This window comes from Kribbella sp. NPDC051587 (assembly GCF_044453945.1).
Taxonomy (GTDB): Bacteria; Actinomycetota; Actinomycetes; order Propionibacteriales; family Kribbellaceae; genus Kribbella.
In genome coordinates this window covers 83,933-108,604 of record NZ_JBITDE010000002.1, presented here as the reverse complement: position 1 = coordinate 108,604, position 24,672 = coordinate 83,933, and the positions used below count along the sequence as shown (strand labels likewise).

At 67.8% G+C, this 24,672-nt stretch carries 23 protein-coding genes; 9 read left to right on the top strand and 14 right to left on the bottom strand.

Annotation, left to right across the window (positions count from 1 at the left end):
- Nucleotides 1–70 precede the first annotated feature (70 nt).
- From ACIA49_RS06655 to rpmG, 3 genes are all read right to left on the bottom strand, one after another.
- Nucleotides 71–283, bottom strand: a complete 213-nt coding sequence (locus ACIA49_RS06655; protein WP_396376130.1) for a hypothetical protein — start codon at nucleotides 281–283, stop codon at nucleotides 71–73.
- A 467-nt stretch (nucleotides 284–750) separates the two neighbouring features.
- Nucleotides 751–1,056, bottom strand: coding sequence for a 30S ribosomal protein S14 (rpsN, locus tag ACIA49_RS06650; protein WP_396376129.1), 306 nt, complete (start codon nucleotides 1,054–1,056; stop codon nucleotides 751–753).
- Nucleotides 1,056–1,223, bottom strand: a complete 168-nt coding sequence (gene rpmG / locus ACIA49_RS06645; protein ID WP_396376128.1) for a 50S ribosomal protein L33 — start codon at nucleotides 1,221–1,223, stop codon at nucleotides 1,056–1,058. Before rpmG ends, rpsN begins: the two co-directional genes overlap by 1 nt.
- Nucleotides 1,224–1,299: 76 nt before the next feature.
- Between rpmG and ACIA49_RS06640 the strand changes: the two genes are divergently transcribed.
- From ACIA49_RS06640 to ACIA49_RS06620, 5 genes are all read left to right on the top strand, one after another.
- Complete coding sequence (locus ACIA49_RS06640; protein WP_396376127.1) at nucleotides 1,300–2,403, top strand: CobW family GTP-binding protein; 1,104 nt, start codon at nucleotides 1,300–1,302, stop codon at nucleotides 2,401–2,403.
- Nucleotides 2,400–2,645, top strand: a complete 246-nt coding sequence (locus tag ACIA49_RS06635; protein WP_396376126.1) for a type B 50S ribosomal protein L31 — start codon at nucleotides 2,400–2,402, stop codon at nucleotides 2,643–2,645. The genes ACIA49_RS06640 and ACIA49_RS06635 overlap by 4 nt, the downstream gene beginning before the upstream one ends.
- Before the next feature lie 65 nt (nucleotides 2,646–2,710).
- The gene (locus tag ACIA49_RS06630) at nucleotides 2,711–3,535 is read left to right on the top strand and encodes an SMP-30/gluconolactonase/LRE family protein (RefSeq protein WP_396376125.1); all 825 of its coding nucleotides are present in this window, start codon (nucleotides 2,711–2,713) and stop codon (nucleotides 3,533–3,535) included.
- Nucleotides 3,536–3,562: 27 nt separating this feature from the next.
- Nucleotides 3,563–4,528 carry a hypothetical protein gene (locus ACIA49_RS06625; RefSeq protein ID WP_396376124.1) on the top strand — a complete coding sequence of 322 codons (966 nt, stop codon included), beginning with the start codon at nucleotides 3,563–3,565 and terminating at the stop codon, nucleotides 4,526–4,528.
- A gap of 45 nt (nucleotides 4,529–4,573) precedes the next feature.
- Nucleotides 4,574–5,995 (top strand): aromatic amino acid lyase, encoded by a 1,422-nt coding sequence (locus ACIA49_RS06620; protein ID WP_396376123.1) that lies wholly within the window; start codon nucleotides 4,574–4,576, stop codon nucleotides 5,993–5,995.
- 109 nt (nucleotides 5,996–6,104) lie between these two features.
- Here ACIA49_RS06620 and ACIA49_RS06615 read toward each other — a convergent pair whose 3' ends face one another.
- The 8 genes from ACIA49_RS06615 to kdpF all read right to left on the bottom strand — a co-directional run bounded on the left by ACIA49_RS06615 (nucleotide 6,105) and on the right by kdpF (nucleotide 15,726).
- A complete protein-coding gene (locus ACIA49_RS06615; RefSeq protein WP_396376122.1) occupies nucleotides 6,105–6,947 on the bottom strand; it encodes a hypothetical protein in 843 nt (280 codons plus the stop codon).
- Nucleotides 6,948–7,286: 339 nt separating this feature from the next.
- Nucleotides 7,287–8,051 carry a methyltransferase domain-containing protein gene (locus ACIA49_RS06610; RefSeq protein ID WP_396376121.1) on the bottom strand — a complete coding sequence of 255 codons (765 nt, stop codon included), beginning with the start codon at nucleotides 8,049–8,051 and terminating at the stop codon, nucleotides 7,287–7,289.
- A complete protein-coding gene (locus ACIA49_RS06605) occupies nucleotides 8,048–8,725 on the bottom strand; it encodes a response regulator (protein WP_396376120.1) in 678 nt (225 codons plus the stop codon). The genes ACIA49_RS06610 and ACIA49_RS06605 overlap by 4 nt, the downstream gene beginning before the upstream one ends.
- Nucleotides 8,718–11,273, bottom strand: a complete 2,556-nt coding sequence (locus ACIA49_RS06600; RefSeq protein WP_396376119.1) for a DUF4118 domain-containing protein — start codon at nucleotides 11,271–11,273, stop codon at nucleotides 8,718–8,720. The genes ACIA49_RS06605 and ACIA49_RS06600 overlap by 8 nt, the downstream gene beginning before the upstream one ends.
- 7 nt (nucleotides 11,274–11,280) lie before the next feature.
- Nucleotides 11,281–11,883, bottom strand: coding sequence for a K(+)-transporting ATPase subunit C (gene kdpC / locus ACIA49_RS06595; RefSeq protein ID WP_396376118.1), 603 nt, complete (start codon nucleotides 11,881–11,883; stop codon nucleotides 11,281–11,283).
- An 8-nt stretch (nucleotides 11,884–11,891) separates the two neighbouring features.
- Nucleotides 11,892–13,910, bottom strand: a complete 2,019-nt coding sequence (gene kdpB / locus ACIA49_RS06590) for a potassium-transporting ATPase subunit KdpB (protein ID WP_396377165.1) — start codon at nucleotides 13,908–13,910, stop codon at nucleotides 11,892–11,894.
- A gap of 65 nt (nucleotides 13,911–13,975) precedes the next feature.
- Nucleotides 13,976–15,637 carry a potassium-transporting ATPase subunit KdpA gene (gene kdpA / locus ACIA49_RS06585; protein WP_396376117.1) on the bottom strand — a complete coding sequence of 554 codons (1,662 nt, stop codon included), beginning with the start codon at nucleotides 15,635–15,637 and terminating at the stop codon, nucleotides 13,976–13,978.
- The gene (kdpF, locus tag ACIA49_RS06580) at nucleotides 15,637–15,726 is read right to left on the bottom strand and encodes a K(+)-transporting ATPase subunit F (protein WP_131363646.1); all 90 of its coding nucleotides are present in this window, start codon (nucleotides 15,724–15,726) and stop codon (nucleotides 15,637–15,639) included. The genes kdpA and kdpF overlap by 1 nt, the downstream gene beginning before the upstream one ends.
- 252 nt (nucleotides 15,727–15,978) lie before the next feature.
- On the opposite strand from kdpF, the gene ACIA49_RS06575 reads away from it, so the two are divergent.
- The 3 genes from ACIA49_RS06575 (at nucleotide 15,979) to ACIA49_RS06565 (ending at nucleotide 18,789) form a co-directional block, all read left to right on the top strand.
- A complete protein-coding gene (locus ACIA49_RS06575) occupies nucleotides 15,979–16,602 on the top strand; it encodes a hypothetical protein (protein ID WP_391548982.1) in 624 nt (207 codons plus the stop codon).
- A 60-nt stretch (nucleotides 16,603–16,662) separates the two neighbouring features.
- Nucleotides 16,663–17,739, top strand: coding sequence for a TIGR03118 family protein (locus tag ACIA49_RS06570; RefSeq protein ID WP_396376116.1), 1,077 nt, complete (start codon nucleotides 16,663–16,665; stop codon nucleotides 17,737–17,739).
- A gap of 237 nt (nucleotides 17,740–17,976) precedes the next feature.
- On the top strand, nucleotides 17,977–18,789 hold the full coding sequence (locus tag ACIA49_RS06565; RefSeq protein ID WP_396376115.1) for a class I SAM-dependent methyltransferase: 813 nt from the start codon (nucleotides 17,977–17,979) through the stop codon (nucleotides 18,787–18,789).
- A gap of 28 nt (nucleotides 18,790–18,817) precedes the next feature.
- On the opposite strand, the gene ACIA49_RS06560 is transcribed toward ACIA49_RS06565, so the two are convergent.
- On the bottom strand, nucleotides 18,818–19,378 hold the full coding sequence (locus ACIA49_RS06560; RefSeq protein ID WP_396376114.1) for a cysteine dioxygenase: 561 nt from the start codon (nucleotides 19,376–19,378) through the stop codon (nucleotides 18,818–18,820).
- Nucleotides 19,375–20,292, bottom strand: coding sequence for an amidohydrolase family protein (locus ACIA49_RS06555; RefSeq protein ID WP_396376113.1), 918 nt, complete (start codon nucleotides 20,290–20,292; stop codon nucleotides 19,375–19,377). The genes ACIA49_RS06560 and ACIA49_RS06555 overlap by 4 nt, the downstream gene beginning before the upstream one ends.
- A gap of 140 nt (nucleotides 20,293–20,432) precedes the next feature.
- Between ACIA49_RS06555 and ACIA49_RS06550 the strand changes: the two genes are divergently transcribed.
- Nucleotides 20,433–21,437 (top strand): LacI family DNA-binding transcriptional regulator, encoded by a 1,005-nt coding sequence (locus ACIA49_RS06550; RefSeq protein WP_396376112.1) that lies wholly within the window; start codon nucleotides 20,433–20,435, stop codon nucleotides 21,435–21,437.
- Nucleotides 21,438–21,593: 156 nt separating this feature from the next.
- Here ACIA49_RS06550 and ACIA49_RS06545 read toward each other — a convergent pair whose 3' ends face one another.
- On the bottom strand, nucleotides 21,594–24,491 hold the full coding sequence (locus ACIA49_RS06545; protein ID WP_396376111.1) for a M36 family metallopeptidase: 2,898 nt from the start codon (nucleotides 24,489–24,491) through the stop codon (nucleotides 21,594–21,596).
- Nucleotides 24,492–24,672: the final 181 nt, after the last annotated feature.

Below are 24,672 nucleotides of genomic sequence, written 5' to 3'. Positions count from 1 at the left end.
AGCCGGTGCGCGGTCTCCCCTGCCCTGTCGCCCTGGCCGTTCCAACTACTACGGGGGAACGATGACCGACTCAGTCCTTGCCGACATCCGCCGAGTCCTTGACGAGCAGCGGCCGCCCGCGCAAAAGCTCCAGTCCATCCGACGACTCCTCGACCCACCCCTCGAGCGTCAGGCCGTTGAACTCACTAGAGGCGGCTGGCCTGTGCTTCGGGCGTCGCCGGTTGGCAGGGTGCCGATTGATGAGTTGCGGTGGTGCGATCTGACGGTGGGGCAGCGCGTCCACCACTTCGACTACGGGGCGGGGACTGTCGACAGATCAGGGCCGGATTGGGTCTACATCAACTGGGACAACCCTGACGAACATCTCAACCACCACACCGCGGCCATCGTCAGGCACCTCACTCGGAGCGCTCGCGCCGTACCGACGGACGGGTAGTGGTCGATGGCGGGATGAGGAGCACCGCGCGCGGCTGCCAGGGGAGGTCCGATCGAGGGAACCACTACCCGCTGGTTGGTACAGATGCCAGGAATACGGACGGGCAGTGGTGAGCTCCCGCCCCTCACGGCCGCCAACTGGTGATCGCGGTGGGCGTGCGACCGCGGTCCGCATCCGCCGACGGCGGTGAAGGGGTGTCGCCGCGAAGCGGTGGCCTTGTGCGTACGCACGCATGCGACGGCCCTCCGAGCACCTGAGCTCGGAGGGCCGTCGGGACCCGGGGAGGCGCGGCATCCACGTCGCGCTGCCGGGAATTACCAGGAGGACTTGGTGATGCCGGGGAGTTCGCCTCGGTGGGCCATGGTGCGGAAGCGGACTCGGGAGATGCCGGCTTTGCGGAGGTAGCCGCGGGGGCGGCCGTCGGCGGCGTCTCGGTTGCGGATGCGGATGGGGCTGGCGTCGCGGGGGAGCTTCTGGAGCTTCAACTGGGCCTCGGTGCGCTCCTCGAAGGAGGAGGCCGGGGCGGCGATGATCCGTTTGAGCTCCGCGCGGCGGTCGGCGTACCGGGCGACGATCCGCTTCCGCTCCTCGTTCTTGGCGATTTTACTGGTTTTCGCCATCAGCGCTCTTCGCGGAAGTCGACGTGCTGGCGCAGCTTGGAGTCGTACTTGCGGATGATCAGCCGGTCGGGATTGTTCCGGCGGTTCTTCCGCGTTACATAGGTGGTGCCGGTTCCGGCCGTGCTACGGAGCTTGATGATCGGCCGGAGTTCGTTGTGCTTGGCCATGCTTGGTTCCTTTCCTCAAGTACGAGATGCAGTGTACCTTGTACTGGTAATCATTTTCAATAAGTGAGGAGTGCGGATGCTGCCGGTGACCCTGCTGACCGGTGTCGACGAGGGACTCCGAGGGGCCGTGGGTGCGAACCTGCTGGCCGCCGCGGGCCCGCGCGGCGTCCTGATCGAGTACGACGTGAGTGACCTGCTGAGCGGTGAGGTCGTCCGGATCGCGCGGACGGCGGCCGGGGTGATCGACCAGGAGACGATCCGGATGGGCCACCCGTGTGTGTCGTGTGCGATGCGCGGGACGCTGGTGCAACTGCTGCTCAGCATCGCGGCGGTCGATCGGTACGGCGTCGCGATCGTCTCGGTACCGGGTGCCGGGGACACGCAATCGCTCGCGGAGGAGATCGCTCGCGAGACCGAGCTCCGGGTCGACGCAGTGATCACAGCGGCCGATACAGAGACCGTGGTCGACGACCTCACCGGCGACCAGTTCATCCAGGACCGCGGGATCGCGACCGCCGCCGAGGACGGTCGGGTGATCGCCGAGGTGGTTGCACGGCAGCTCGAGTACGCCGATGCCGTCGTACTGTCCGCCGAAGACGCCACCGCGAAGGCACTGATCGAGGCGATCAACCCGCAGGCACGTGTTCAGACCACGCCGGCCGGGCTGCTCGCCGTACGACTGCATGATCCTGATGCGGCCGAGACCCGCACCGAGCCGGGCTCTATTACTGCACCGATCCGCGAAGACGAGCTGGTCAGCACGCTCGTCTGGCAGTCCGCGCGACCGTTCCACCCCGAGCGGCTCTACGAGGTGCTCGAAGACCTGGTCACCGGTACGGCGCGAGGCCGCGGAACCGTCTGGATCGCGACCCAACACCGCAATCGCCTGAGCTGGGACAGCTTCGGCACCAACATCTCCATCGGCGTACTGGGCCCGTGGCTGGCCGACCTGCCGGCCGACCGCTGGGCCGGCGTCGGGCAGCAGCACCAGGCAAGGTCGGCGCTCGAATGGCATCCCGAGTACGGCGACCGGGCGTCGTACCTGTCCATCACCGGAATCGGTCTGGACACCCGGGAATTACGGGCACGCCTCGATGGTTGTGTCCTCCGTGCGGACGAAGCGGTTCATCCACTGACCGATCCGTTCGCCCCTTATCTGGAAGGAAGTAGTGCAGCATGAAGAAAGAGATTCACCCTGACTACCGCCGGGTCGTCTTCCGGGACAAGTCCGGTAACTTCAGCTTCCTCACCGGTTCGACCAGCGCGAGCACCGAGACCATCGTCTGGACCGACGGGAACACCTACCCCGTCGTCGACGTGGAGATCTCGTCGGCCACCCACCCGTTCTACACGGGCAACCAGCGCGTGATGGACACCCAGGGCCGCGTGGAGAAGTTCAAGAAGCGTTACGGCCAGCTGTAAGACACAAGCAGCGAGAGGGCTCACCCGGGGCGGGGTGGGCCCTCTCGCTTTGTACTGTCCGGTTCATGCCGATCTCGCAGTACGTCGTTCCTGGTGATGCCGTCTATCCGGAGGGCATCACACTCGGTCCGGCCGGCGACTTCTTCGTTGGTAGCAGCGCGGACGGGACGATCTTCCGGGGCTCACTGACCTCGGAGATCGCCGAGGTCTGGCTCCCGCCCGGCGCCTGTTCGGTCGCTCTGGGCCTCGCCGTGTACGACGACGCGCGGCTACTGGTCTGTGGTGGGAAGTCCGGGGAACTGCACTGCTTCGATCTGCAGACCCGGGAGTTGGTCTGGCAGCGGACGGTCGATGGGTACCTGAACGACGTGTGCGTGGTCGGCGATCACTGCTTCGTGACCGACTCGAATCAGCCTATCGTCTGGCGCTTCGACCTCCGCGCGCCGATGCCGGTGCCGATCGCGCTCCCGCGCTCGTCGTACCTGAACGGGATCACCGCGCGGGACGACGTACTGTTCGTTGCTGATCAAGGCGACGAGGTGCTGTGGCGACTCGATCCGGACGGTACGGCGACCGTGATCGCGAGCGACTTTGCTGCCGACGGGCTGTTGGTGATCGATGACCTGCTGATCGGGGTCTGCAATCGCGGTGAGACCGCGGCGACTGCGACGTATTTCCTCTCCGCGCTCCAACTGACCGACGGTCCGGCGGTCCCGGTCGGTGAGTACGCCGATCCGCGGTTCGCCACGCCGAGCACGCTGGCCTTCGCGGGTGATCGGTTGCTGGTGGTGAACGCGCAGTTCGGTCAACGGCCTCAGCCACGGCTGCCGTTCAGCGTGATCGCGATGGATATGCCGAGACTTTGGTCAGAGCGGCGTACACCAAGGTGAGGGTGCTGATCCCCTAGCGTCGACGGTGTGAAGAGATGGTGGCCGGCCGTGGGGCTGTTCTTTCTGGCGCCGTTCGTGGGTGAATTCTTGCTGGGGAATCAGCCGATCACCAACCTGGCGCAGATCTTTCTGTTCGCTCCCATGTACGGCGGGGGCGCGGTACTGATTCGTGAGTCGGCGCAGCGGTTCGGGCTGGGGTGGACCGGGATCGTACTGATGGCGGTCGCTTACGGACTGCTGGAGGAGGGGCCGATCGACCAGATGCTGTTCAATCCGGCGTACGTCGGACTGGACAGCTTCGCGGGGTTGGCCGAGGTCCCCGGGATCGGGAGCCTCACCCTGCTCCAGAGCACGATCACTCTGCACACGATCTGGAGCATCTGCGTGCCGATCGCGCTGGTCGAGGCCTGCGCATCTCGCGAACTCTGGCTGGGTCGAGGCGGGTTCGCTGCCGTCTCCATCATCTTCGTCCTGGGCTCAACCCTCCTAGGCCTCATGCAAGCCGCCGGGTTCCACTTCGTCGCATCCCCGGCCCAGTTCGCCGGCTCAGCGGTGGTGATCGTCGGGCTGGTCGTCCTCGCCTTCGCCCTGGGTCGCCGTACCCACCGACCTGTCCATGGGCCTGTCCCTCAGCCTCTCATCGTCGGGCTGGTTGGGTTCGGGGTGACCAGCGTCTTCTGGCTGGAGTCGGTGCTGCTGCCGGATGGACTCGGCTCGGAGTGGATCTCGGTGGCGTGGTGGTTCGTGCTATTCGGGGTCGCGACTGTGGTGGTGCTGAGGTGGGCCCGGCGGCGAGAGTGGTCGCCGCGGCACACGTTGGCGTTGGCTACCGGTGCACTGCTCACTTATGTGTGGGCCGGTTTTGCGCATGCGCGGGACATGGACGACACGTCGTTGACCGTCGCGCTGCTCGGGAACGCCGTGTTCGCGCTCGTCGCGATCGCCGTCGCGGTCCTCGCCTGGCGACGTCTCGGATCTCAGACACTGGTGTAGGCGCGGCGCTTACTCGGGGGGCGTGGGCGGTCTCACACTGGGGCAATGGAGCCGGTGGAGCTGTCCGGGGGTGGGTTGGCGCCGTTGGAGGCCGTCGCGTTGGCGCAGCGGCGGACCGCGGTGCGGCTGGGTGACGACGCCCGGAAGCGGATGCAAGAGTCGGCCCTGGCGGTTGCCGAGGTGGCCCGGCATCGCCCGGTGTACGGACGGACGACCGGGGTCGGGGCCAACCGTGACGTGCTCACCTCGGACCCCGAACACGGCGCGCGTCTGCTCGGTTCACACTCCACGACCGGTACGACGTCGTACCCGAAGGATGCGATCCGGCTCGGTCTGCTGATCCGGGTCAACCAGTTGGCATCCGGCGGCTCTGGTCTGGAACCAGAGGTCGCCGACGCGATCGTTGCCCTGCTCAACGATGACGAGCTGCCCGACCTGCACCGCGGCGGCGCGATCGGTACCGGCGACCTCGGCCCGCTGGCCGAACTCGGGCTCGCCCTCGGTCCTGTCATCGACGGCGTCAGCGCTCTCCCGCTGCTCTCCAGCAACGCGCTCACGCTCGCCGAATGCTGCCTCGCGTACGTCGAAGCCGCCACCCTGATCAACGTCGTACCGCTGGTCGGCGCGCTCTCGCACGTCGCCCTGCGCGGCAACGCCGAGGTGTACGACGTCCGCGTCCACGAGGCGCGTCCACAACCAGGCCAGGTCCGGGTCGCCCGTCGGATGCGCGGTCTCCTCGAGGGCCTGCCACTCCCACCAGCACGGATCCAGGACCCGTTCGGCCTCCGCGCGTTCGCTCAGGTCCTCGGCCCCGCCGTCGACCACGTAGATGCCCTGGGCAACAGTCTCCGCATCGACATCAACGCGTCCGCCGAGAACCCGCTCGTGGCCGGCGATACCGTGCTGCACAACGGCAACTGGCACGCGATGCCGATCGCCCTCGCGCTCGACTCGCTCCGCCTCAGCCTGCACAGCGTCGCAACCCTCTCCACCTCCCGCGTCGCCAACCTGGTCGACCCAGACTTCACCGGCCTGAGCCGCTTCCTCGCCAGCGGCGCCGAGGCCAGCTCCGGCGTGATGATGATCGAGTACGTCGCCCATGACGCCCTCGCCGCCGTCCGCTCTGCCGCCCAACCGGCCACCCTCGGTACGGCGACCCTGTCCCGCGGCGCCGAACACCACGCCAGCTTCGCGCCACAAGCCGCCGTACTGACTGCTCAGCTCCTGGACGCCCTCCGCGAAGTCATCGCGAGCGAGCTCGTCACCGCCGTCCGCGCCATCCGCCTGGCCGGCCTAACCCCAGACGACCTCGCCCCCGCCGCCATGGCCCCCTGGCTGGCCGACGCCCTCGCGGCCCTCCCCGGCGACCTCACCGACCGCTCCCTGCGCGAGGACCTCGAGATCGCCCGCGGCCTTCTGACCCAGTGGGGCGACCGCCAGGTCGAGCATCCCGCGGAGTCTGCTTGAGGAAGCGGACCGCCAGCACTGACCAACTCGGCGCGGCTCGACTGGTTCACGCTCACCGCGTCCCGTCAGAGCAGCTGAGGAGAGGGTTGGTCGGTGGTGCACGTCCGCGTCAGAGGCGGTTGTAGGCCTTCAGCGTTCGTAGGGCACCGACCGTCACGATGCCCCGGTACTCCAGGGTCGCGGCTTGGCCCGGAGGTTCCCAGGTGATCGCCCAACCGCCGTCGGCCTGCTGGTCGGCAATCAGGCGGTCGAGGTGTGCCTCGAGCTGGGCCTCCGAAAATAGTGCACGCCAAGGGCTTTCCGGGGTGGGTGCGAACTGCAAAGGCGTCACCCCGTACGACGGATCGGCCGCATCTGCTCGGTAATACGACACCTTGGGCAGCCACTCGCGGACCCGATCCAGATCGATGTCACCCGTGTGCTCCAGGAACTCCAGGGATTCGTGCAGCGAGTGCGCCTCGGTCGGCAAGTCGGCGGTCAACTGGGCAGCGCACCAGGCGCCGGCCAACTCGCGCCACGGGTGCTCGACCTCCAGCTTGTGCAGCCGACCGACCAGTCCGGCGGTCGGGTTGAGGCTCGGCTCGTACGTCCACTCGCTCATGTGCTCGGCGCGCGGATAGTTCTCGATCACCGGCGCCGCCAGTGACACCGCGCCCTCGGGAGTCGCGACCGAAGCCAGCCAGTCGACGGCACGCCGGATCATCACCTCGTCCCGCGCACCGGCCGCCAGCAGGATGTCGAACGCCGTCTCGACGTCGAGTCCGAGGCTGTCCGGGCAGCGCTTGTCCGGCTCCAGCCCGTGCCCGAAACCACCGTCCGCGTTCTGATAACCACGCAGCGCGTCAACGACCCCAGCGGGGTCGGCCCCGTCGAAGACCGTGGCGAACAACCGGTTCTCGACCAGCCGACCCTCGAGACGTACGAAATCACGACCTGCGGTGAAGATGTCCATACCCCGACCCTCTCGCAGAACCCGCCCGATGTCTTGAACGAATCGGACGTGCGCCGCTCGGATGCGCCGTCAACGTGCGCTTGTGGTGCAGGCCGACTTACAGAGAAGGGTGGCTGAGGGGGATGGTGCGCTCGGCGATAGAAGCTCGCATTGCCTGTGCCTGCCGGGCTCTGGTTGCCGCCGACGACGAGGTTGTCTCATAGCTGACCCACCACGGTAGAGAGATCACCCGCCAGCCCCGGTCGCCAACCGCACCACCCCCCTCAACCACAGACCCGGCGTCCCCGAAGGCGCTACGTCCGATGACGCGCCGACCACGTACTGCAAACCTTCGGACGTTCAGGCTTCGGGGGCCCAGCCGACGGCTTCGATCCAGAAGCGGGCCAGGAAGGCGCCGGGGTCGGCGGACCAGAGTTGCCAGGCGTGTTCCATTTCGTCGACCTCGGCGCCGGTGGCGATGTTCTGCTCGATGATCTGGTCGCGTTGGCCGGACATCAGGCTGGCGGTGAAGGTGCCGACGCCGGCGACCTCTTCGGGCGTGCCGTGGTGGACGACGCGGGCGTAGCTCTCGGTCTCGACGAAGCCGGCCTGGACGAGCAGGGAGCGCAACTGCTTGCCGACGGACGGCGACGTACCGGCGCGCAGCCGGCGCATGACCTCGAAAGATGCCTCTAGCAACGGGTTTGTCGGGTAGAGGAGCTGGCCGTCCCAGTCGGCGTCGACGAGGCCGACGACCGCGCCCGGGCGGGCGACGCGTCGTACCTCGTGCAGGACAGCCAGTGGGTCGGGCAGGTGCTGCAGCATCGCGCTGGAGAAGACCGCGTCGAAGCTGTCGTCCTCGAACGGAAGGCCTTTCGTCACGTCACCTTCGACCAGCGTCACCGCATCCGGGTCTGCCCCTTCAGGAAGCGCCGGGTGCAGATCGAAGCCCGTCGTGGACCCTGGATGCACGCGCTCGGCCAGTCCGACCGTGATGGATCCCGGTCCGCAGCCGAGGTCGAGCAGGCTGATCCCCGGGCGCAAATGCCTTGTGAAGAAGGCGGCTTGGGTGTCGGCGGTACGTTTCGCGTAATTGACCCTGCGCGGGTCCCCCGTTGTAGTCACGGCTCGAAACGGTAGCCCATCCCGGGTTCGGTCAACAGATGTTTCGGGCGCGCCGGATCGGCCTCGAGCTTGCGCCGCAGCTGACCCATGTAGAAGCGAAGGTTTCCACTCGCGCTCTCGTACCCCGGCCCCCACACTTCGGTCAGCAGCTGGCGTTGCGCCATCAGCTTGCCCGGATGCCGGACCAGGACCTCGAGCAGATGCCACTCGGTCGGCGTCAGCCGGATGTCCTCGCCGGTCTCCAACGTGACCCGCTTCGCGGCGAGGTCGACGCGAATACCACCGACAGCGACGACAGGCTCATCCTGTGCAAGGTTGCTCCGCCGCAGTACGGCGCGCATCCGCGCCAGCAACTCGTCGATCCCGAACGGCTTCGTGACGTAGTCGTCGGCCCCGGCGTCCAGCGCCTCGACCTTGTCGGTCTGATCGGTCCGCCCGGACAGCACCAGGATCGGCGCCTCCGTCCAGCCGCGGAGTCCGCGAATCACGTCGACCCCGTCGAAATCGGGCAGCCCGAGATCCAGGATCACCAGCTCCGGTGGATGCTGAGCCGCCACCCGAAGCGCCGACGTACCGGTGCCGGCCAGATGCACCTCGTACCCACGCGCCTTCAGGTTGATCTGCAACGCCCGCACGATCTGCGGCTCGTCATCGACCACCAAGACCCTAGTCATTAGTCCCCGTTCGTTCGCGCGTTCCAGGCACCGGTACGTCGGCAGTCGTGGCCACCGGCACTGACACGACCATCGTCAGTCCGCCGCCGGGGGTGTCCTCCGGCTGGACCGAACCCTGCATCGCCTCGGCCAAACCACGAGCCAAAGCCAGGCCGAGGCCAACCCCGACCGTGTTGTCGGTGTCACCGAGCCGCTGGAACGGCGCGAACACCCGATCGCGGTCCTCGCGCGGGATCCCCGGACCCCGATCGATCACGCGGATCTCCACCGTGTCCCCGAGCGAGCTCCCCGTCACCAACGGGCCACGGTCAGGAGGCGAGTAGCGCAACGCGTTGGCCACCAGGTTCGCCACCACTCGCTCGATCAACGCCGGGTCGGCCTCGATCAACGGCAGCGTGTGCGGGATGTCCACGACCACCCGCGCGCCGTCGTCGCCCAGCTCGGCCAGTACGCCGGGAATCACCTCGTCCAGCGCCATCGGCCGGGTGAACACCGGCAGCACACCCGCCTGCAACCGGGACAGGTCGAGCAGATTGTCGACCAACCGGGAGAGCCGATCGAGCGACTCATCCGCAGTCTCCAGCAGTTCGGAACGTTCGGATTCGCTCCACTCCACGTCATCACTGCGCAGCGAGGTCACCGAGGCCTTGGCGGACGCCAACGGCGATCGCAGGTCATGACCGACCGCCCGAAGCAACGCCGTACGGAGCTTGTCCGCTTCAGCAAGCGGCTTCGCCTCCGCGGCGGCCTCGCTCAACCGGGCCCGATCCACCAGCGCGGCCGCATGGGCCGCGAACGCGCCCACCAACCGCCGCTCATCCGCAGCCAGCTGCCGACCTTGCAGAACGAGCACCAGATCATCCCGACCCGGGATCTCCGCGTCCCCGTCCTCCGGTCGCCGGCAGGTCGGCGTACCGGCTGAGGCGATCGGGCGCCAGATCTCGGTCAGCTCGTCGTTGTCCACGCGTTCCATCAGGCAGGCGCTCGTCATCCCGAAGGCCTCGCGCACCCGCTCGAGCAGGGCCGGCAGCGCGGTCTCCCCGCGCAGTACCGAACCGGCGAGCGTGGCCAAGGTCTCCGACTCCGCCGCCGCTCGAGCAGCCTGTCTGGTACGGCGGGCAGCCCGGTCGACGACTGAACTCACCAGCGCCGCCACCAGCACGAAGATCGCCAGCGCGAGGGCGTTGTTCACCTCGGCGATCGTGAAGGTCTTGGTCGGTGGCGTGAAGAAGTAGTTGATCACCAGCGATCCACCGACCGCGGTCACCAGCGCCGGCCAGAGCCCACCGACCAGCGCAACCACCACCACAGCCAGCAGGAAAGCCAGTACGTCGCTGGTCAGGTTGATCCGATCGCCACCGAGATCCAACGCGAGCGCGAGGATCGGCTGCAGCAGGATCGACAGCACGAACCCCTGAACCTTCCGCCGCCGCGACAGACTCCCACGCAGCCGCGGCAGCCGCCCGCGCCCCATCTGCGAATGCGTGACGATGTGTACGTCGATATCGCCCGAGTCCCGGATCGTCGACGACCCGATCCCGGGCCCGGTGATCGCGGACAGCCGCGAACGCCGCGAGCCACCGAGCACCAACTGGGTGGCGTTCTCGGCACGGGCAAAAGTCAGCAGGGCCAGCGGTACGTCGTCCCCGACCACTTGGTGATAGGTCCCACCGAGCGATTCGACGAGATTGCGTTGCTCGGCCAGGCGTTTCGGGTCCGCGCCGGTCAGCCCGTCGGAGCGGGCGACGTGGACGGCTAGCAGGTCCCCGCCGGAGGAGCGGGCGGCGATGCGGGCGGCACGCCGGATCAGGGTCTCGCCTTCGGCGCCGCCGGTGAGTGCGACGACCACCCGTTCCCTGGCTTCCCAGGTCGAGTCGATGTCATGTTGGGCACGGTACTGCTGGAGCCCCGCGTCCACCCGGTCGGCGAGCCACAGCAGCGCCAGTTCGCGCAGGGCGGACAGGTTGCCGACCCGGAAGTAGTTGCCCAAGGCAGCGTCGATCTTGTCCGCCGCATAGACGTTGCCGTGCGCCATCCGGCGGCGCAGTGCCTCCGGAGTCATGTCGACCAGCTCGATCTGGTCCGCCGCCCGGACCACCCGATCGGGCACGGTCTCCTGCTGCGGTACGCCGGTGATCTTCTCGACCACGTCGTTGATCGACTCCAGGTGCTGGATGTTGACCGCCGAGATCACGTCGATCCCGGCGGCCAGCAGCTCCTCGATGTCCTGCCAGCGCTTCTCATTGCGGCTGCCCGGCACGTTCGTGTGCGCCAGTTCGTCGACCAGCGCGACCTCGGGCCGCCGCGCCAGCAGGGCGTCGAGGTCCAGCTCGGTGAAGCTGGCACCGCGGTAGTCGACGAGCCGTCGCGGTACCAGTTCGAGCCCTTCGACCATCGCTGCGGTGTGCTCCCGGCCGTGGGTCTCCACGAAACCGATCACCACATCGGTGCCCCGGGCCAGCCTGCGCTGACCCTCACCCAGCATCTTGTAGGTCTTCCCGACCCCAGGTGCGGCACCGAGGTAGACCCGCAACTGCCCGCGTTTCATACTTCGATCATGCCAGCGCCGCATTCAGCGCGACGACATTGACGTACGGCTCCCCGAGGAACCCGAGCACGCGACCGTGCGTGTTCTTCTTCACCAACTGCGTCACCTGCGCCACGGACAGCCCGCGCTCCCGGGCGACCCGGTTGATCTGCAGAGCGGCGTACGCCGGGCTGATCGCCGGGTCGAGTCCAGACCCACTGGCCGTCACCGCATCCGGCGGGACCTGCGAAGGGGCGACCCCCTCCAGCGTCGCCACCTCCTGCCGCCGGTCGTTGACCAGCTGCAGCAGGTCGGCGTTGTTCGGCCCGTACTGCGAGCCCCCGCTGGCCTTCCCGTCGTACGACGCCGCCGACGGCCGGGTCTGGAACCACTTCGGGTCGGCGACCATGATCGCGTCGCCCTTGTCGTCCTTCTTCCCGCTGTCCATCGTGTAGCTCTGACCGATCAGGTCGGAGGCCACCTCTTTGCCGTTCACCGTGATCATCGAGCCGTTCGCGTTGCCGTGGAACAGCACCTGCGACGCCCCGGTCATGACCAACGGATAGGCGAGGCCGAGCAGCACCGTGAACACCAGCAGCGCGCGGAGCGCCGTACCGAATTGCCTCATCATGTTGCCTTTCACCGAAGACCGGGGATCAACGAGATCACCAGGTCGAGAAGCTTGATGCCGATGAACGGTGTGATGAGGCCACCAACGCCGTACACGAGCAGGTTGCGGCGCAGCATCGCCGAGGCCGAGGACGGCCGGTAGCGAACACCGCGCAGTGCCAAGGGGACCAGGGCAACGATCACTAGCGCGTTGAAGACGATCGCGGAGACGATCGCCGACTCCGGCGAGTGCAGCTGCATGATGTTCAGCTTGTCCAGGCCCGGGTACGCCGCCGCGAACAGGGCCGGCAGGATCGCGAAGTACTTGGCCACGTCGTTCGCGATCGAGAACGTGGTCAGCGATCCGCGGGTGATCAGCAACTGCTTGCCGATCTCAACGATCTCGATCAGCTTGGTCGGGTTGGAGTCCAGGTCGACCATGTTGCCGGCCTCCTTGGCCGCCGACGTCCCGGTGTTCATCGCGACCCCGACGTCGGCCTGCGCGAGCGCGGGTGCGTCGTTGGTGCCGTCACCGGTCATCGCGACCAGCCGGCCGCCCTCCTGCTCCTTCTTGATCAGCGCCATCTTGTCCTCGGGCGTCGCCTCGGCCAGGAAGTCGTCGACCCCGGCCTCCTCGGCGATCGCCTTCGCGGTCAGCGCGTTGTCACCGGTGATCATCACCGTCCGGATGCCCATCGCGCGCATCTGGTCGAACCGCTCCCGCATCCCGGCCTTGACCACGTCCTTCAGGTGGATCACCCCGAGGGCGCGCGCCGTACCGCCGACTGCCTCGGCCACGACCAGCGGCGTACCGCCAGAGGCCGAGATGCCGTCCACGATCTCGCCGAGCCGCGGATCCGTCGTACCGCCGTGGCCGTTGATCCACACGTTGACCGCACCCGCAGCGCCCTTGCGCACCTGGCGATCGTCGACGTCGACGCCGCTCATCCGCGTCTGCGCGGTGAACTCGACGAACGTTGCCTGCGGCAACTCTCCGGTGTGCCGCTCGCGCAGACCATAACCCGTCTTCGCCAGTACGACGATCGACCGGCCCTCGGGAGTTTCGTCAGCCAGGCTTGACAGTTGAGCTGCATCAGCCAGCTCGGTGTCAGTCACTCCGGCCACCGGGATGAACTCGGCCGCCTGCCGGTTTCCCAGCGTGATCGTGCCGGTCTTGTCCAGCAGCAACGTGTTCACGTCACCGGCCGCCTCAACCGCACGGCCCGACATCGCCAGCACGTTGCGCTGCACCAGCCGGTCCATGCCGGCGATACCGATCGCGGACAGCAGCGCACCGATCGTGGTCGGGATCAGGCAGACCAGCAGGGCCACCAGGATCACGATGCTGAGGTGCACACCGCCGTAGTTCGCGAACGTCGGCAGCGTGACCGTGGCGATCAGGAACACGATCGTCAGGCTCGCCAGCAGGATGTTCAGGGCGATCTCGTTCGGCGTCTTCTGCCGCGAGGCACCCTCGACCAGCGCGATCATCCGGTCGATGAAGGTCTCACCGGGCTTCGTCATGATCTTGACGACGATCCGGTCGGACAGCACCTTGGTGCCACCGGTGACCGCACTGCGGTCGCCACCGGACTCGCGGATGACCGGAGCCGATTCACCGGTGATCGCCGACTCGTCGACGCTCGCCACACCCTCGACGACGTCACCGTCGCCGGGAATGATCTGCCCGGCCTCGACGACCACCAAGTCGCCGAGCTGCAGCTGAGCCGCTGGTACCTCTTCTTCCGAAGCGCCGTTGTCGATGAGCCGACGGGCGGTGGTTTCGGTCTTGGCGCGACGCAGCGTTTCGGCCTGGGCCTTGCCGCGGCCCTCGGCCACGGCCTCCGCCAGGTTGGCGAAGATGACGGTCAGCCAGAGCCAGACGACGATCCACCAGGCGAACACGCTGGAGTCGGTGATCGCGATGACAGTCGACGCGACCGCGCCGACCTCGACCACGAACATCACCGGGTTCTTCACCATCACCCGCGGATCGAGCTTGCGCACGGCATCCGGGAGCGAGGTCAGCAGCATCCTGGGGTCGAACAGACCGGAAGGTGCTTTCTTCTCGACCGCCTTCTCCTCTACCGGAGGAGGGGTCGTTACAACGGTAGTCACAGTCCCTCCGCGAGGGGTCCGAGAGTGAGTGCGGGGAAGTAGGTCAGGCCGGTCACGATCAGCACGACGCCGACGAGCATCGTGACGAACAAGGCCTTGTGGGTGGGCAAGGTGCCCTGGGTGACCGGGACCGGCTGCTGCTTGGCGAGCGAACCCGCCAGCGCGAGCGCGAACACGATCGGGACGAACCGGCCGAGCAACATGACGAGGCCGAGAGCCGTGTTGTAGAAGGGGATGTTGGCGCTGATGCCACCGAACGCCGACCCGTTGTTGTTACCGGCCGAAGTGAACGCGTACAAAACCTCGGAGAACCCATGTGGGCTGTCAGTGTTGAAGATCGACGCCCGTGCCGTGGCCAGTCCCATTGCGATCGAAGCACCCACCAGTACGACGGTCGGCGTCGCGAGGATGTAGAGCGAGACCAGCTTCATCTCGCGCGCGGTGATCTTCTTGCGCAGGTACTCCGGCGTCCGGCCGACCATCAGACCGGCGATGAACACGGTCAGCACGGCAAGGATGAGCATGCCGTACAAGCCGGTTCCGGTACCGCCGGGTGATACCTCACCGAGCATCATGTGGAAGAGCGCCGTACCGCCGCCGAGTGGGGTGAACGAGTCGTGCGCTGAGTTCACCGCGCCGGTCGACGTACCGGTGGTGGAGCTGGCGAACAGGGCCGAGGCCCATTCGCCGAAGCGGGTTTCCTTACCCTCCATCGCGGCACCGGCGGCCTGCGTCGCCGTACCGGCTCCTTGGTTCTCGAAGAACGTCGCCGAGAAGGTGAAGGCCGCCCACAGGGTGCCCATCACGCCGAGGATCGCGTAACCCTGCCGCTTGTCCTTGACCATCACGCCGAAGGTCCGGGTCAGGCAGACCGGGATCACCAGCAGCAGGAAGATCTCGAACAGGTTGGACAGACCGTTCGGGTTCTCGAACGGGTGACCCGAGTTGGCGTTGTAGTAGCCACCGCCGTTGGTACCGAGCTCCTTCATGACCTCCTGGCTGGCCACCGGGCCGCCGGGGATGGTCTGGGTCTGCCCGACCACCGAGGTCACCTCGTGGCCACCGGAGAAGTTCTGTACGACGCCCATCGCGACCAGCGCGAGTGTCCCGATCACCGCGATCGGCAGGAGCACGCGCAGTACCGTCCGGGTCAGGTCGACCCAGAAGTTGCCGAGGCGATCGGTCTTGGACCGCGCGAAGCCCCGGATCAGGGCGACCGCGACGCTGATGCCGACCGCGGCAGAGAGGAAGTTCTGGACGGCGAGGCCGGCGAACTGGACCAGGTGGCCCATCGTCGCCTCGGGCGAGTACGACTGCCAGTTCGTGTTCGACACGAACGACGCCGCGGTGTTGAAGGCCAGGCCAGACTCGACGTTCGGCAGGCCCAGCGACAGCGGCAGGTGGCTCTGCACCCGCTGCAGGATGTACAGCAGGAACACACTGACCGCGGAGAACGCGAGCAGGGACCGGGCGTAGACGGCCCAGGTCTGGTCGGCCCGCGCGTCCACACCGAACAGCCGGTAGGCGCCCCGCTCGACCCGCAGGTCTGAGTCGGAGGTGTAGACCCGGGCCATGTACCCGCCGAACGGCCGGTAGACCACGGCCAGGCACGCGACCAGGAAGCCGACCTGCAACAGGCCGGCAGCGGTGTCGGACATCAGAACCTCTCGGGGAAGATCAGGGCGGCGACCAGGTAAAGAACCAGAGCCACGGCCACCACCAGTCCGGCGATGTTCTCGGCGCTCACAACTTCTCCACTCCACGCAGCGCGAACCAGATGGCCGCGAAGACGACGACGGTGACGGCGAGGTAGATCACGTCAGACATGACGGCCCCGCACGGGTTTCTTGCTCATGTGTTCACTGCACACCGCTCGCTGCCTGGTCAGGAGGGTTCTCACAGCTCTCTCACACCCGCTGACAGCTCTCTCACGGGTCTCTCACGCTCCTGATACCGGACCTGACTTCGCGCCTGGGCCCGCCGCCCCCATACTTACGCCGTGACTGATTTGGACATCACCGCCCCTGCCGAGCAGTTCTTCTCCGCCGAGAGCCGCGAGGCCCTCGCCGAGGCCAGCCGCAAGCTCGCCGAGCGCCTGCAGGCCCACACCGAGTCCCTGCTGGCGATGACCGGCACCGAGGACCACGACACGCTCGACGAGCAGAACGCCGCGCTCGAGGAGCTCGTCGCCGACTGGAACGACGCCGTCTTCGAGCACACCGGCACCACCCCGCTGCTGCTCGACGACGAAGAGGACGTCGACGGCGAGGAGGAGACCGACGAGGACCACGTGATCAGCGTCGTCTCCCGCTTCGACCTGCGCGTCGTCGACCTGGACACGCTCCTGGAAGCCGGCCGCGCCGCCCAGGAACGGCACCCCGCCGAGCTCGAGGAAGGCGGCGAGATCGACCCGGTCGAGACCGCCGAGCAGGCCATCTTCGAGATCAGCCGCGAGGTCGGCGAGGCCTGGTTCGAGCTGCCCGGGATCGAGATGCTGGCCGGCGCCCGCGCGTACGTCGTACCGGAGGTTCCGTTCGAGCCGCTCGACCCGGACGCCGAGGACATCACCAGCGAGCTCTCCGCCCCGAACGGCATTCCGACCCACGCGGAGTCCTGGGCCTGAACCGGCTGTCGCTTCTGGACGTATGAGGGTTGTTTCGTCCCTCGATCGACAGGAAGTGACATGTCGTTTCGTCTCAAGGGTCGTCCGGTGATGCTGGCGACCGTGCTTGTGAGTGGACTGGGGCTCGTCGCCCCGGTGGCAAACGCGCACCCGTACGGCGGGCCCCATGGCGGGCTCGCCGTACAGCAGGTCAACCTGGTGTCCGACCAGCCAGGCAAAGCCGCCCTCGCGGACCCGGATCTGGTGAATCCGTGGGGGCTGGCGCTCGGCGCGACGTCGCCGCTGTGGACCTCCAACGCCGGTACGTCGACCTCCACGCTCTACACGGCCGCACCCACGAAGGTGCCGACCATCCGCGTCAACGTTCCCCTCCCGACTGGTCAGGTGGCCAACGCCGGGACCGGGTTCGTGCTCTCGAACGGGACCGCGAGCGCGCCGGCCCGCTTCATCTTCTCGACGCTGACCGGACAGATCGCCGCCTGGGGACCGCCCGTCAGCCCGCTCGTCGGCGCCGCCGAGATCAAGGCGACCACCCCCGGAGCCGTCTACACCGGCCTCGCCCTCGCCGGCGACAAGCTGTACGCCGCCAACTTCGCGCAGCACCGGATCGACGTCTTCGACAACACGTTCAAGCCGGTCAAGCAGCCCTGGTGGGCCTTCCGGGACTTCTCACTCCCCTCCGGCTACACGCCCTTCAACGTGCAGACGCTCGACGGGCGCCTCTTCGTCAGCTACGCCAAGGTCGACAAGAAGACCGGCCGCAGCGCCGCCGGCCACGGCCTCGGGTACGTCGACGAGTACACGCCCGACGGCAAGTTCGTCACCCGAGTCGCCGCACGCGGCGACCTGAACGCCCCGTGGGCACTGGCACTGGCCCCGACCGCCTGGGGCGAGCCCGCCGGCACCCTCCTCGTCGGCAACTTCGGCGACGGCCGCATCAACATCCTCCAACCCAAGTCCCACGGTCGCTACAAGCCCACGGGGCAGGTCCGCACCCCCGCAGGGAAGCCCCTAGCCATCGACGGCCTCTGGGCCCTCCTCCAAGGCACCGCCACCACCGGCGGCACCGACGCCCTCTGGTTCTCCGCCGGCCCCGCCCAAGAAACCCACGGCCTCATCGGCCTCCTCCGGAAGTAGACCGCGTGGTGCGCACGAACGACTGCACGTAGGCCCGTCCGCGCCCCCGAACAAGGCCGGCGGAACGGTGGGCGAGGCGGGAGGCCGCCTCGGGCACCGCTCGCCTCGATTCGGCGACCACCTGCAGCCGTTCGTGCCGGCTGCAGGTGGAGGTGCTGTGAGCGGCAGTGATCTGCCCCGGGTTGCCCCGCGATCTGCCCTGCCGTTGAAGGTGAAGTGTGGTGAGGCTTGGTTGTCATGACGGTTCATGACGAGCTCGAGAAGTTCTATACGACGCAGTGTGACGAGGCGAGCCGGTTGGGCTCGAGCCTCAAAGGCCGGCTGGAGCTGGCGCGGGTGCGCGAATTGCTGTGCCGGTACCTGCCGGAGCCGCCCGCAAGTGTTGCGGATATCGGCGGCGGGCCCGGGATCCACGCGCAGTGGTTGCAGGCCGACGGGTATCAGGTGGAGTTGCTGGACCCGGTGGCACGGCACGTCGAACAGGCCACGGCAGCCGGACTCAACGCCGTACTGGGTGACGCGCGAACGCTCCCGTGGGAGAGCGAGCAGTTCGATGCGGCGTTCTTGGCCGGGCCGATGTACCACCTGGTCGATGCGTCGGATCGCCGCACAGCGTTGCGGGAAGCCGTTCGGGTGACGAAGTACGGCGGCTTTGTGGCGGTGGTCGCCATCAATCGATCCGCGAACCTGATCGGCTCGTCAGTGGCCAACAACCTGCTCGCGCGGCGCAACGTGGTGACGGAGATTCTCCGGGACGGGTTCAGCGCAGGGAACGACCGGTTGGCGCAGGCGACGTACCACACGGTCGCACAACTGCGGTCCGAGCTGATGGGGGCTGGGCTACGCGCAGTGTCGGTTCACGGCCTGACCGGACCGGGTGGCTGGCTGACGGTCATGATCGACAGCCACTACAACGGACTGCCACTGCCAGACAGCCTCCGCGAGCCGGACCCGCTGCACACAGCGCTCGAGTGTGCACGGCTCGCCGACCGGCATCCCGACATGGTTCAGGCGAGCTCACTGCTCTTCGGGATCGGCCAGCGCGACTGATTCGTCGGTCGCGCCGACCTCCCGGGACTTAGTCGATCGGGCGGAGTTCATCGGCGTAGGAGACGGAGACCCGGCGGAGGACGTTGTCCTTGACGGAGTACTGGCCCATCCGCCAGAGCGGGGGGCTGTAGACGTGGACGCTGACGCTGCCCTTGTCGCGGCCGACCATGCGGTGGATGTGTTCGGGGCCGAAGCCGTAGACGTCGCCGGCGACCACCTCGGTCTCGATGGAGTCGGCCCCGATGGCGAGGTTGTGCTCGACCAAGCTGCCCTTGGCGACGGCTACGGCACCGGATGAGGTGTCGTGGTCGTGCCAGCCGGTGTCGTTCACAGGGGTCCAGCAGATCAACCAGACATCGACGTTGGCGTCGCGGTGCAGGGAGGCGAAGACGCGCTCGTCGTCGCTGTAGGCGACCTTGTCCTCCCACAGGTGCGGCTGGGCGGCGATGGAGGAGGCCAGCTCGGTCAGCTCCTGCGGGGTGAGGTCGCGGCCCGGAAGGTCGTCCAGTGTCAGACAGTTGTTGAGATCCACTAAACGGCTGGGTTGACGTGCCGGGACGACGGGTGCGTCGATGGGCTGAGCAGTCACTGCACTCCCCTCTCAGGAGATGGACGGCCGGCGCTGGGGTCTCCCCCGAACAGCAACCGGTGTGGGTTGTCGTGCCGGATCACCGCGGTTGCGGCGGCGCCTTGGCGGAGATCGGTGACTCCGGCGTACGGGCGGTCGGTGCCGTGCACGACCTGGTCGATGCCGAGAATCCGCGCGACCGCGTCGATTCCCTGCGGGCCGTAGCTCGAGGTGTCGACGTACAGGTTGGTGTCGATGGTGCCGAGGCGGCCGCCGCGCGCGGCCAGTCGCTCGTGGTGCACAGGCGCGAGGCCGGCCGCGGCAGCGAAGCAGACTCGCAGCCGTGGGAACTCATGACGCCCGCCATACGCATGCCAGGCCCACCACGCGGCCTGCAACTGCTGGCTGTAGTCGACGACCGGAGCCCACCAGCCCGGTACGTCGCCGGCCGGGTCAGCGATCCCGGGGTGCACCAGCACCGGCCGGTCCCAGCCTTCGGCGATCGCCAGCAGTTCCCCGTACGTCGACCAGCCGGCCGGCGTGGTCAGCACATGCGCGGGCAACTGGAAGCCCAGGAATCCCTTGTCCAGAAGGGTTTTCGCCTCATCGAGATCCGGCTCGGGCAACCGCACCGAGGCCCACGCCTTGAACGGCTCAGGCAGCGCGGCCGCACCGGAATGCCAGGCATCGAACAGCTCGTCGTCACCCAGCGACTCGATCCCGAGCGCACAGGACGCCGAAACCGCCGCGAGCTCGGTGCCGAGTTCGCGCTCGATCGCGACCCGCGCCTCGACGTCGTGCGCGACCGGATCCACCTCGTACGGCGGTTCGGTCGCGGTGTGCAACGTCCAGCCGTCCAGGTACGGCGGCTCGGTCCGCGCGCGCAGACGGTCGACGAACTCGGCCGGCCAGAGGTGCTGGTGGATGTCGATCACAGCTCCCCCTCCAGACGGTCCGTTAGCTGACAAGCAAGTCTTCTTTGATCAGATTGAAGCGCTTCAGTAATTAGAGAGTGAAGCGCTTCAAAGCCCTGCTTGTCAAGTTTTTGTCCATGCCTCGGGCTAGGGTTCAAGGCATGTCCGGAAGCCGACGGCCGACCCTCAAAGACATCGCGGCCGACACCGGCCTGTCGATGGCCGCGGTCTCCTACGCGCTGCGCGGCCTGCACGGCACCCCGGAGACGCGGCAGCGGGTCCAGGAGGCGGCCGAGCGGCTCGGCTACCAGGCCGACCCGGTGGCCCGCGCCCTGGCATCCGGCCGCAGCGGCTCCATCGGCGTACTGTGCGCGTCCCTCGAAGACCTTTGGCAGCAGCGCCTCGCGGCCGCCCTCGGTCGCGAGCTGCTCGCCCCAGACCGGAACGCATGGATCATCGACTCCGCCGGAGACGCCGGCCGCCAGCTCGAGCTGGCCCAGCATCTGGTCGACCACCGCGCCGACGCGATCGTCGTGATCCCGATCGACCCCTCCGCGCCGGGATGGGCGACGATCGCCGAGCAGGCACCCGTGATCGCGATCGGCGACGCGCTGCCCGGCGCCAAGGCGAAGTCCGAGGTCATCTTCGACAACGAGACGGGAGTCAGTACGGCGCTGCGCCGGCTGGCCGACGCCGGCCACCGCGACGTCGCCGTCCTCAGTCCGACCCTGCGCGCCGAGATCGACCGCCCGGCCGAAGAGATCGCGCACCGGATCGCCGTCGACCTCAAACTCAGGATCCGCATCCTGCAATGCCCGCACGACCTGGCCGGCGCCACCGCCGTGGCGCGCACGCTGCTCACCAGCACCCCGCGCCCGACCGGCATCCTCGCGCTCGCCGACTCGATGGCCTTCGGTGTGTACGCCGCCGGCCGCGAGCTCGGCCTCCGCGTCCCGGACGACCTGTCCCTGCTCGGCTACGACGACCAGCCGCTCTCCCAGCTGCTCACGCCACCGCTGTCCAGCTTCCACTGGCCTCTGGACGACCTGGTCACCGACGTCGTCGCCCGCGTCACCGCCACGGTCGACACCAACCGCCGGGTCCGCCGGACCACCGTCGTACCGGCGCTGATCGAGCGTGGCTCGGTCGCCGCTCCGCCCACCTGAGCGGAGCGGCGACCAACCGTTCCCAGCATCCACCCTCCGAAACTAAACCAACTCACTACACTTACTTGACCGGTCCCACGATGTGGATACCGCGCCCCGGGCAACGAAAAACCGGCCGGGCAACCGCCCGGCCGGCCTCTCGCAACGGTGGTGCTGTTACTGCTTGCCGAAGACCTGGAGCTCGGTCATGTCGGTGAACTTGCAGCCGCCGTAGGCGCCGTTCGGGCAGTTGGTGGTGAAGTCCGGGACCTGCGGGCTCAGCATGACGAACCGCACGTACTGGACACCGGTGGCGTTGCCGGTCGGGGTGACCAGGTTGTACTTGCCCCGGTTGGCGGCGGTGAAGGTGCCCTCCTGGGCGGTCGCCCAGGTGGTGCCGTCGACCGAGGTCTCGATCCGGTACTGGCCGGTCGAGGCGCTACCCGCGTCACCACAGGTGTTCGACGGGTCGACCTTGAACGAGTCGATGGTCACCTTCGCCGGCAGCTTGATGTCGACGTGCTTGGGGATCATCACGTTGGTCGGCGTACCGGCGTTGTCACCGGTGGTGCTGCCCCAGCCGGTGCCCTGGGCGTTGTCGATCGCTCCGCCCGGCCCACACTGCGGGCTGAAGTCGGGACCGTTGAAGGCGGCGACGGTTCCGCCACCGGAGGCAGCGGCCCAGTTGCGGCGGACAGCGAGGCTGACCGTGGCACCGGCCTTCACGACGACCGGGTTGACGGCGAGCTCGTAGCCCGGGGAGGCCACGACGAACTTCGGGTAGGTACCCGGAGCGACGTTGGTGATCGCGTACTTGCCGGCCGCGTCCGTGGTGGCCGCGTAGTCGCCGGCGAAGCCGGAGGAGTGACCGCCGATGTAGACCAGGGCGCCGGCGATCGGCTTGCCGGTGTCCTTGTCGGTGATGGTGCCGGACAGCGTGGTGGTCTTGCCGGTCGGCGGGATGTGGAAGTCCTCGGCCGGGAAGGAGTCGCCGCCGTCGATGACACCGGCGTACCAGCCCATGCCGCGGTTGGCGAAGACCTGCCAGATGATGCCGGCGTTCTTGCCGCCGCTGGCGACCAGGTCGGCCTGCACGATCGCGTTACGCATGTCCAGCATGGTCGGGTCGGCCGGCGACAGCTCCATCGCGCGAGTGATGATGCTCATCGCGTAAGCCCGGCCGAAGCGCTCGCGCAGGTCCCACAGCGTCTGGGCCCAGACCTCACCGGAAGCGTGCACCTCGGGCGCACCACCGATGGTCGGGAAGTCGCCGTAGGTGTAGCCGCCCTTCGAGCCGTCGGGCTGGACGCAGTTCGCGCTGACGGCCTTGACGCGGCAGTCGATCGCCTGGGTGCGGAACAGCTCGCCGTGCGCGACGTACTTGCCCTCGAGGACCTCACCGGGAGCGGTGCTGTCCTTCTCCAGGCCGTGCGAGACCAGGTAGTCCATCGCGTAGAAGTCGCTCCACGCCTCGCCCATCGAGCCGGCCTGGATGCTGTTCAGCGTCGAGTTGCCGGTGGCGTCGACGACCAGGCGGTTCGACAGACCGTGGGTGTACTCGTGGTAGAGCACGCTGGCGTCGTTGGCCGAGCTGCTCGGGATGTACCCGCCGTTCGGGTCCTGGAACAGGTACATCTGCATGGTCGGCGGGGTGCCGTCCGGCGGGGTGTTCATGTTCGCGTTGTTCTGGTGGTTGACGTCCGGACCACCGTTGGCGGCGGTCGCGGCGCCGTCCAGCGCGTTCAGGTGCACCGGGTCGCCGCCCGCGGCGTCGAACGAACCGGCCGCCGGGGTGAAGCTGATCGGCGGCTTGGCCAGCCAGTCGTGGAAGTTGCTGGCCAGGTAGAAGCCGTTGGTGACGTCCTGGTTCATGTTCGTCTTCCAGGAGTCCGGCTTGGCCGGGTCCCAGGTGCAGATGAACGCCGCCGAGCAGAACGACGAGGAGCTCTGGAACGGCACCAGCTTGTACTCCGCGCCGGTCTTGGTGCCCGGGACCTTAACGGTCTCGCCGGCGTTCGGCTGGTTGTCGTCGTTGACGTCGGCCCAGGCCGCGACCGAGGTGCCGTCGAGCAGCGTCTTGGCGGTCTTCGGCAGCCACTTGTTGTAGATCAGGTTCTCGACGCGCTGCGTGCCACCCTTGGCGGCGCCCGGGTAGTTGTCCTGGACCAGGGCGTCGCCGTTGCCGGCGCTGGACAGGTCACGCCGGTACAGGAGTCCGCCGGTCTGCGCGTCGATGACGTGCGTGTAGACCTTCGTGCCGCCCGCGTTCACGTACGTCGACCACGCCTTGCGCAGGCCGTCGGCCGTGTGGAACCACACCTGCTTGGCCTGATCGCCGTTGCTCCAGGTGACCGCGTTCCCGGTCGTCTTCGCGGAGGCCGAGGCCGCCGTGGCGTCGATGTCCTCGGCGGCGGCCTGGCGGGCCTTGTCGGCGGTGACGGCCGGGGCGGCCGAGCGGGCCGCGGCCTGGCTGGTCAGACCGGACACGGGCGATCCCATGATCGAGATCAGCTCACCGTGCTTGGTGACGTTGGCCTTCAGACCGTTACCGAACACCTCGGTCCCGTCAACGACCTGGGACCAGAAGATGTGGTGGGTACCGAGATCGTCGACGTAGTCCTTGCGCAGCTTCAGCGTGGCCAGGTCGGCGGTGCTGAGCTTGAAGACATCCGCATGCGCCTTCACATAACCGAGCGCGACGTCGGTCGCCTTCTTGGCGCTGCGGCCGGTCAGGAACCCGTTCAGCTTGGTGACCTGGGCAGGCGTCCCGGTGTTCGGGTCCAGCTCGACGACACCCTGGGTACCCAGGGAGTTGCGGAACTTCTCCGACGCGGCCGACTCCTTACCGGCCACCTTGGCGGCGCGGTTGTAGGTCGTCTTCGCGTTCGGCGTCCGGGCGTCGTAGTTGCCCTTGCGCTCCTTGCTCAGGTTCTTCTCGGCCGAGGCCGCCTTGCCTTCACCGGGACCGGCGCTCGGCGCGGCGGTGGCGCCTCCTGCGGCGGTCACGGCCAGCACCGTGGCGGCCGAGACCGCGGTGACCGCGAGCAGTCCCCGCCGTCTACGTGAATAGGTCACAGAAACGCTCCAGAAAATGTCGTCAGCGCGGATCGCCCTCCGCGACCCGGTCCGCGCCCGACCTTAAACGCGGATCCGGTACCGGGGAAGAGATATCCCCGGAATGACGCGGAGACGAGGGTTGTCCTTCGTGATCGGAACATTACTCAGGACGTTGCCGAAAAGGACGCAACTGAGCGGG

What these genes read in the sequence shown, in the direction of transcription:
- rpsN (WP_396376129.1), bottom strand. Translation starts at nt 1,056, where the DNA reads ATGGCGAAAACCAGTAAAATCGCCAAGAACGAGGAGCGGAAGCGGATC.
- rpmG (WP_396376128.1), bottom strand. Translation starts at nt 1,223, where the DNA reads ATGGCCAAGCACAACGAACTCCGGCCGATCATCAAGCTCCGTAGCACG.
- ACIA49_RS06640 (WP_396376127.1), top strand. Translation starts at nt 1,300, where the DNA reads ATGCTGCCGGTGACCCTGCTGACCGGTGTCGACGAGGGACTCCGAGGG.
- ACIA49_RS06635 (WP_396376126.1), top strand. Translation starts at nt 2,400, where the DNA reads ATGAAGAAAGAGATTCACCCTGACTACCGCCGGGTCGTCTTCCGGGAC.
- ACIA49_RS06630 (WP_396376125.1), top strand. Translation starts at nt 2,711, where the DNA reads ATGCCGATCTCGCAGTACGTCGTTCCTGGTGATGCCGTCTATCCGGAG.
- ACIA49_RS06620 (WP_396376123.1), top strand. Translation starts at nt 4,574, where the DNA reads ATGGAGCCGGTGGAGCTGTCCGGGGGTGGGTTGGCGCCGTTGGAGGCC.
- ACIA49_RS06615 (WP_396376122.1), bottom strand. Translation starts at nt 6,947, where the DNA reads ATGGACATCTTCACCGCAGGTCGTGATTTCGTACGTCTCGAGGGTCGG.
- ACIA49_RS06605 (WP_396376120.1), bottom strand. Translation starts at nt 8,725, where the DNA reads ATGACTAGGGTCTTGGTGGTCGATGACGAGCCGCAGATCGTGCGGGCG.
- ACIA49_RS06600 (WP_396376119.1), bottom strand. Translation starts at nt 11,273, where the DNA reads ATGAAACGCGGGCAGTTGCGGGTCTACCTCGGTGCCGCACCTGGGGTC.
- kdpC (WP_396376118.1), bottom strand. Translation starts at nt 11,883, where the DNA reads ATGATGAGGCAATTCGGTACGGCGCTCCGCGCGCTGCTGGTGTTCACG.
- kdpA (WP_396376117.1), bottom strand. Translation starts at nt 15,637, where the DNA reads ATGTCCGACACCGCTGCCGGCCTGTTGCAGGTCGGCTTCCTGGTCGCG.
- ACIA49_RS06570 (WP_396376116.1), top strand. Translation starts at nt 16,663, where the DNA reads ATGTCGTTTCGTCTCAAGGGTCGTCCGGTGATGCTGGCGACCGTGCTT.
- ACIA49_RS06565 (WP_396376115.1), top strand. Translation starts at nt 17,977, where the DNA reads ATGACGGTTCATGACGAGCTCGAGAAGTTCTATACGACGCAGTGTGAC.
- ACIA49_RS06550 (WP_396376112.1), top strand. Translation starts at nt 20,433, where the DNA reads ATGTCCGGAAGCCGACGGCCGACCCTCAAAGACATCGCGGCCGACACC.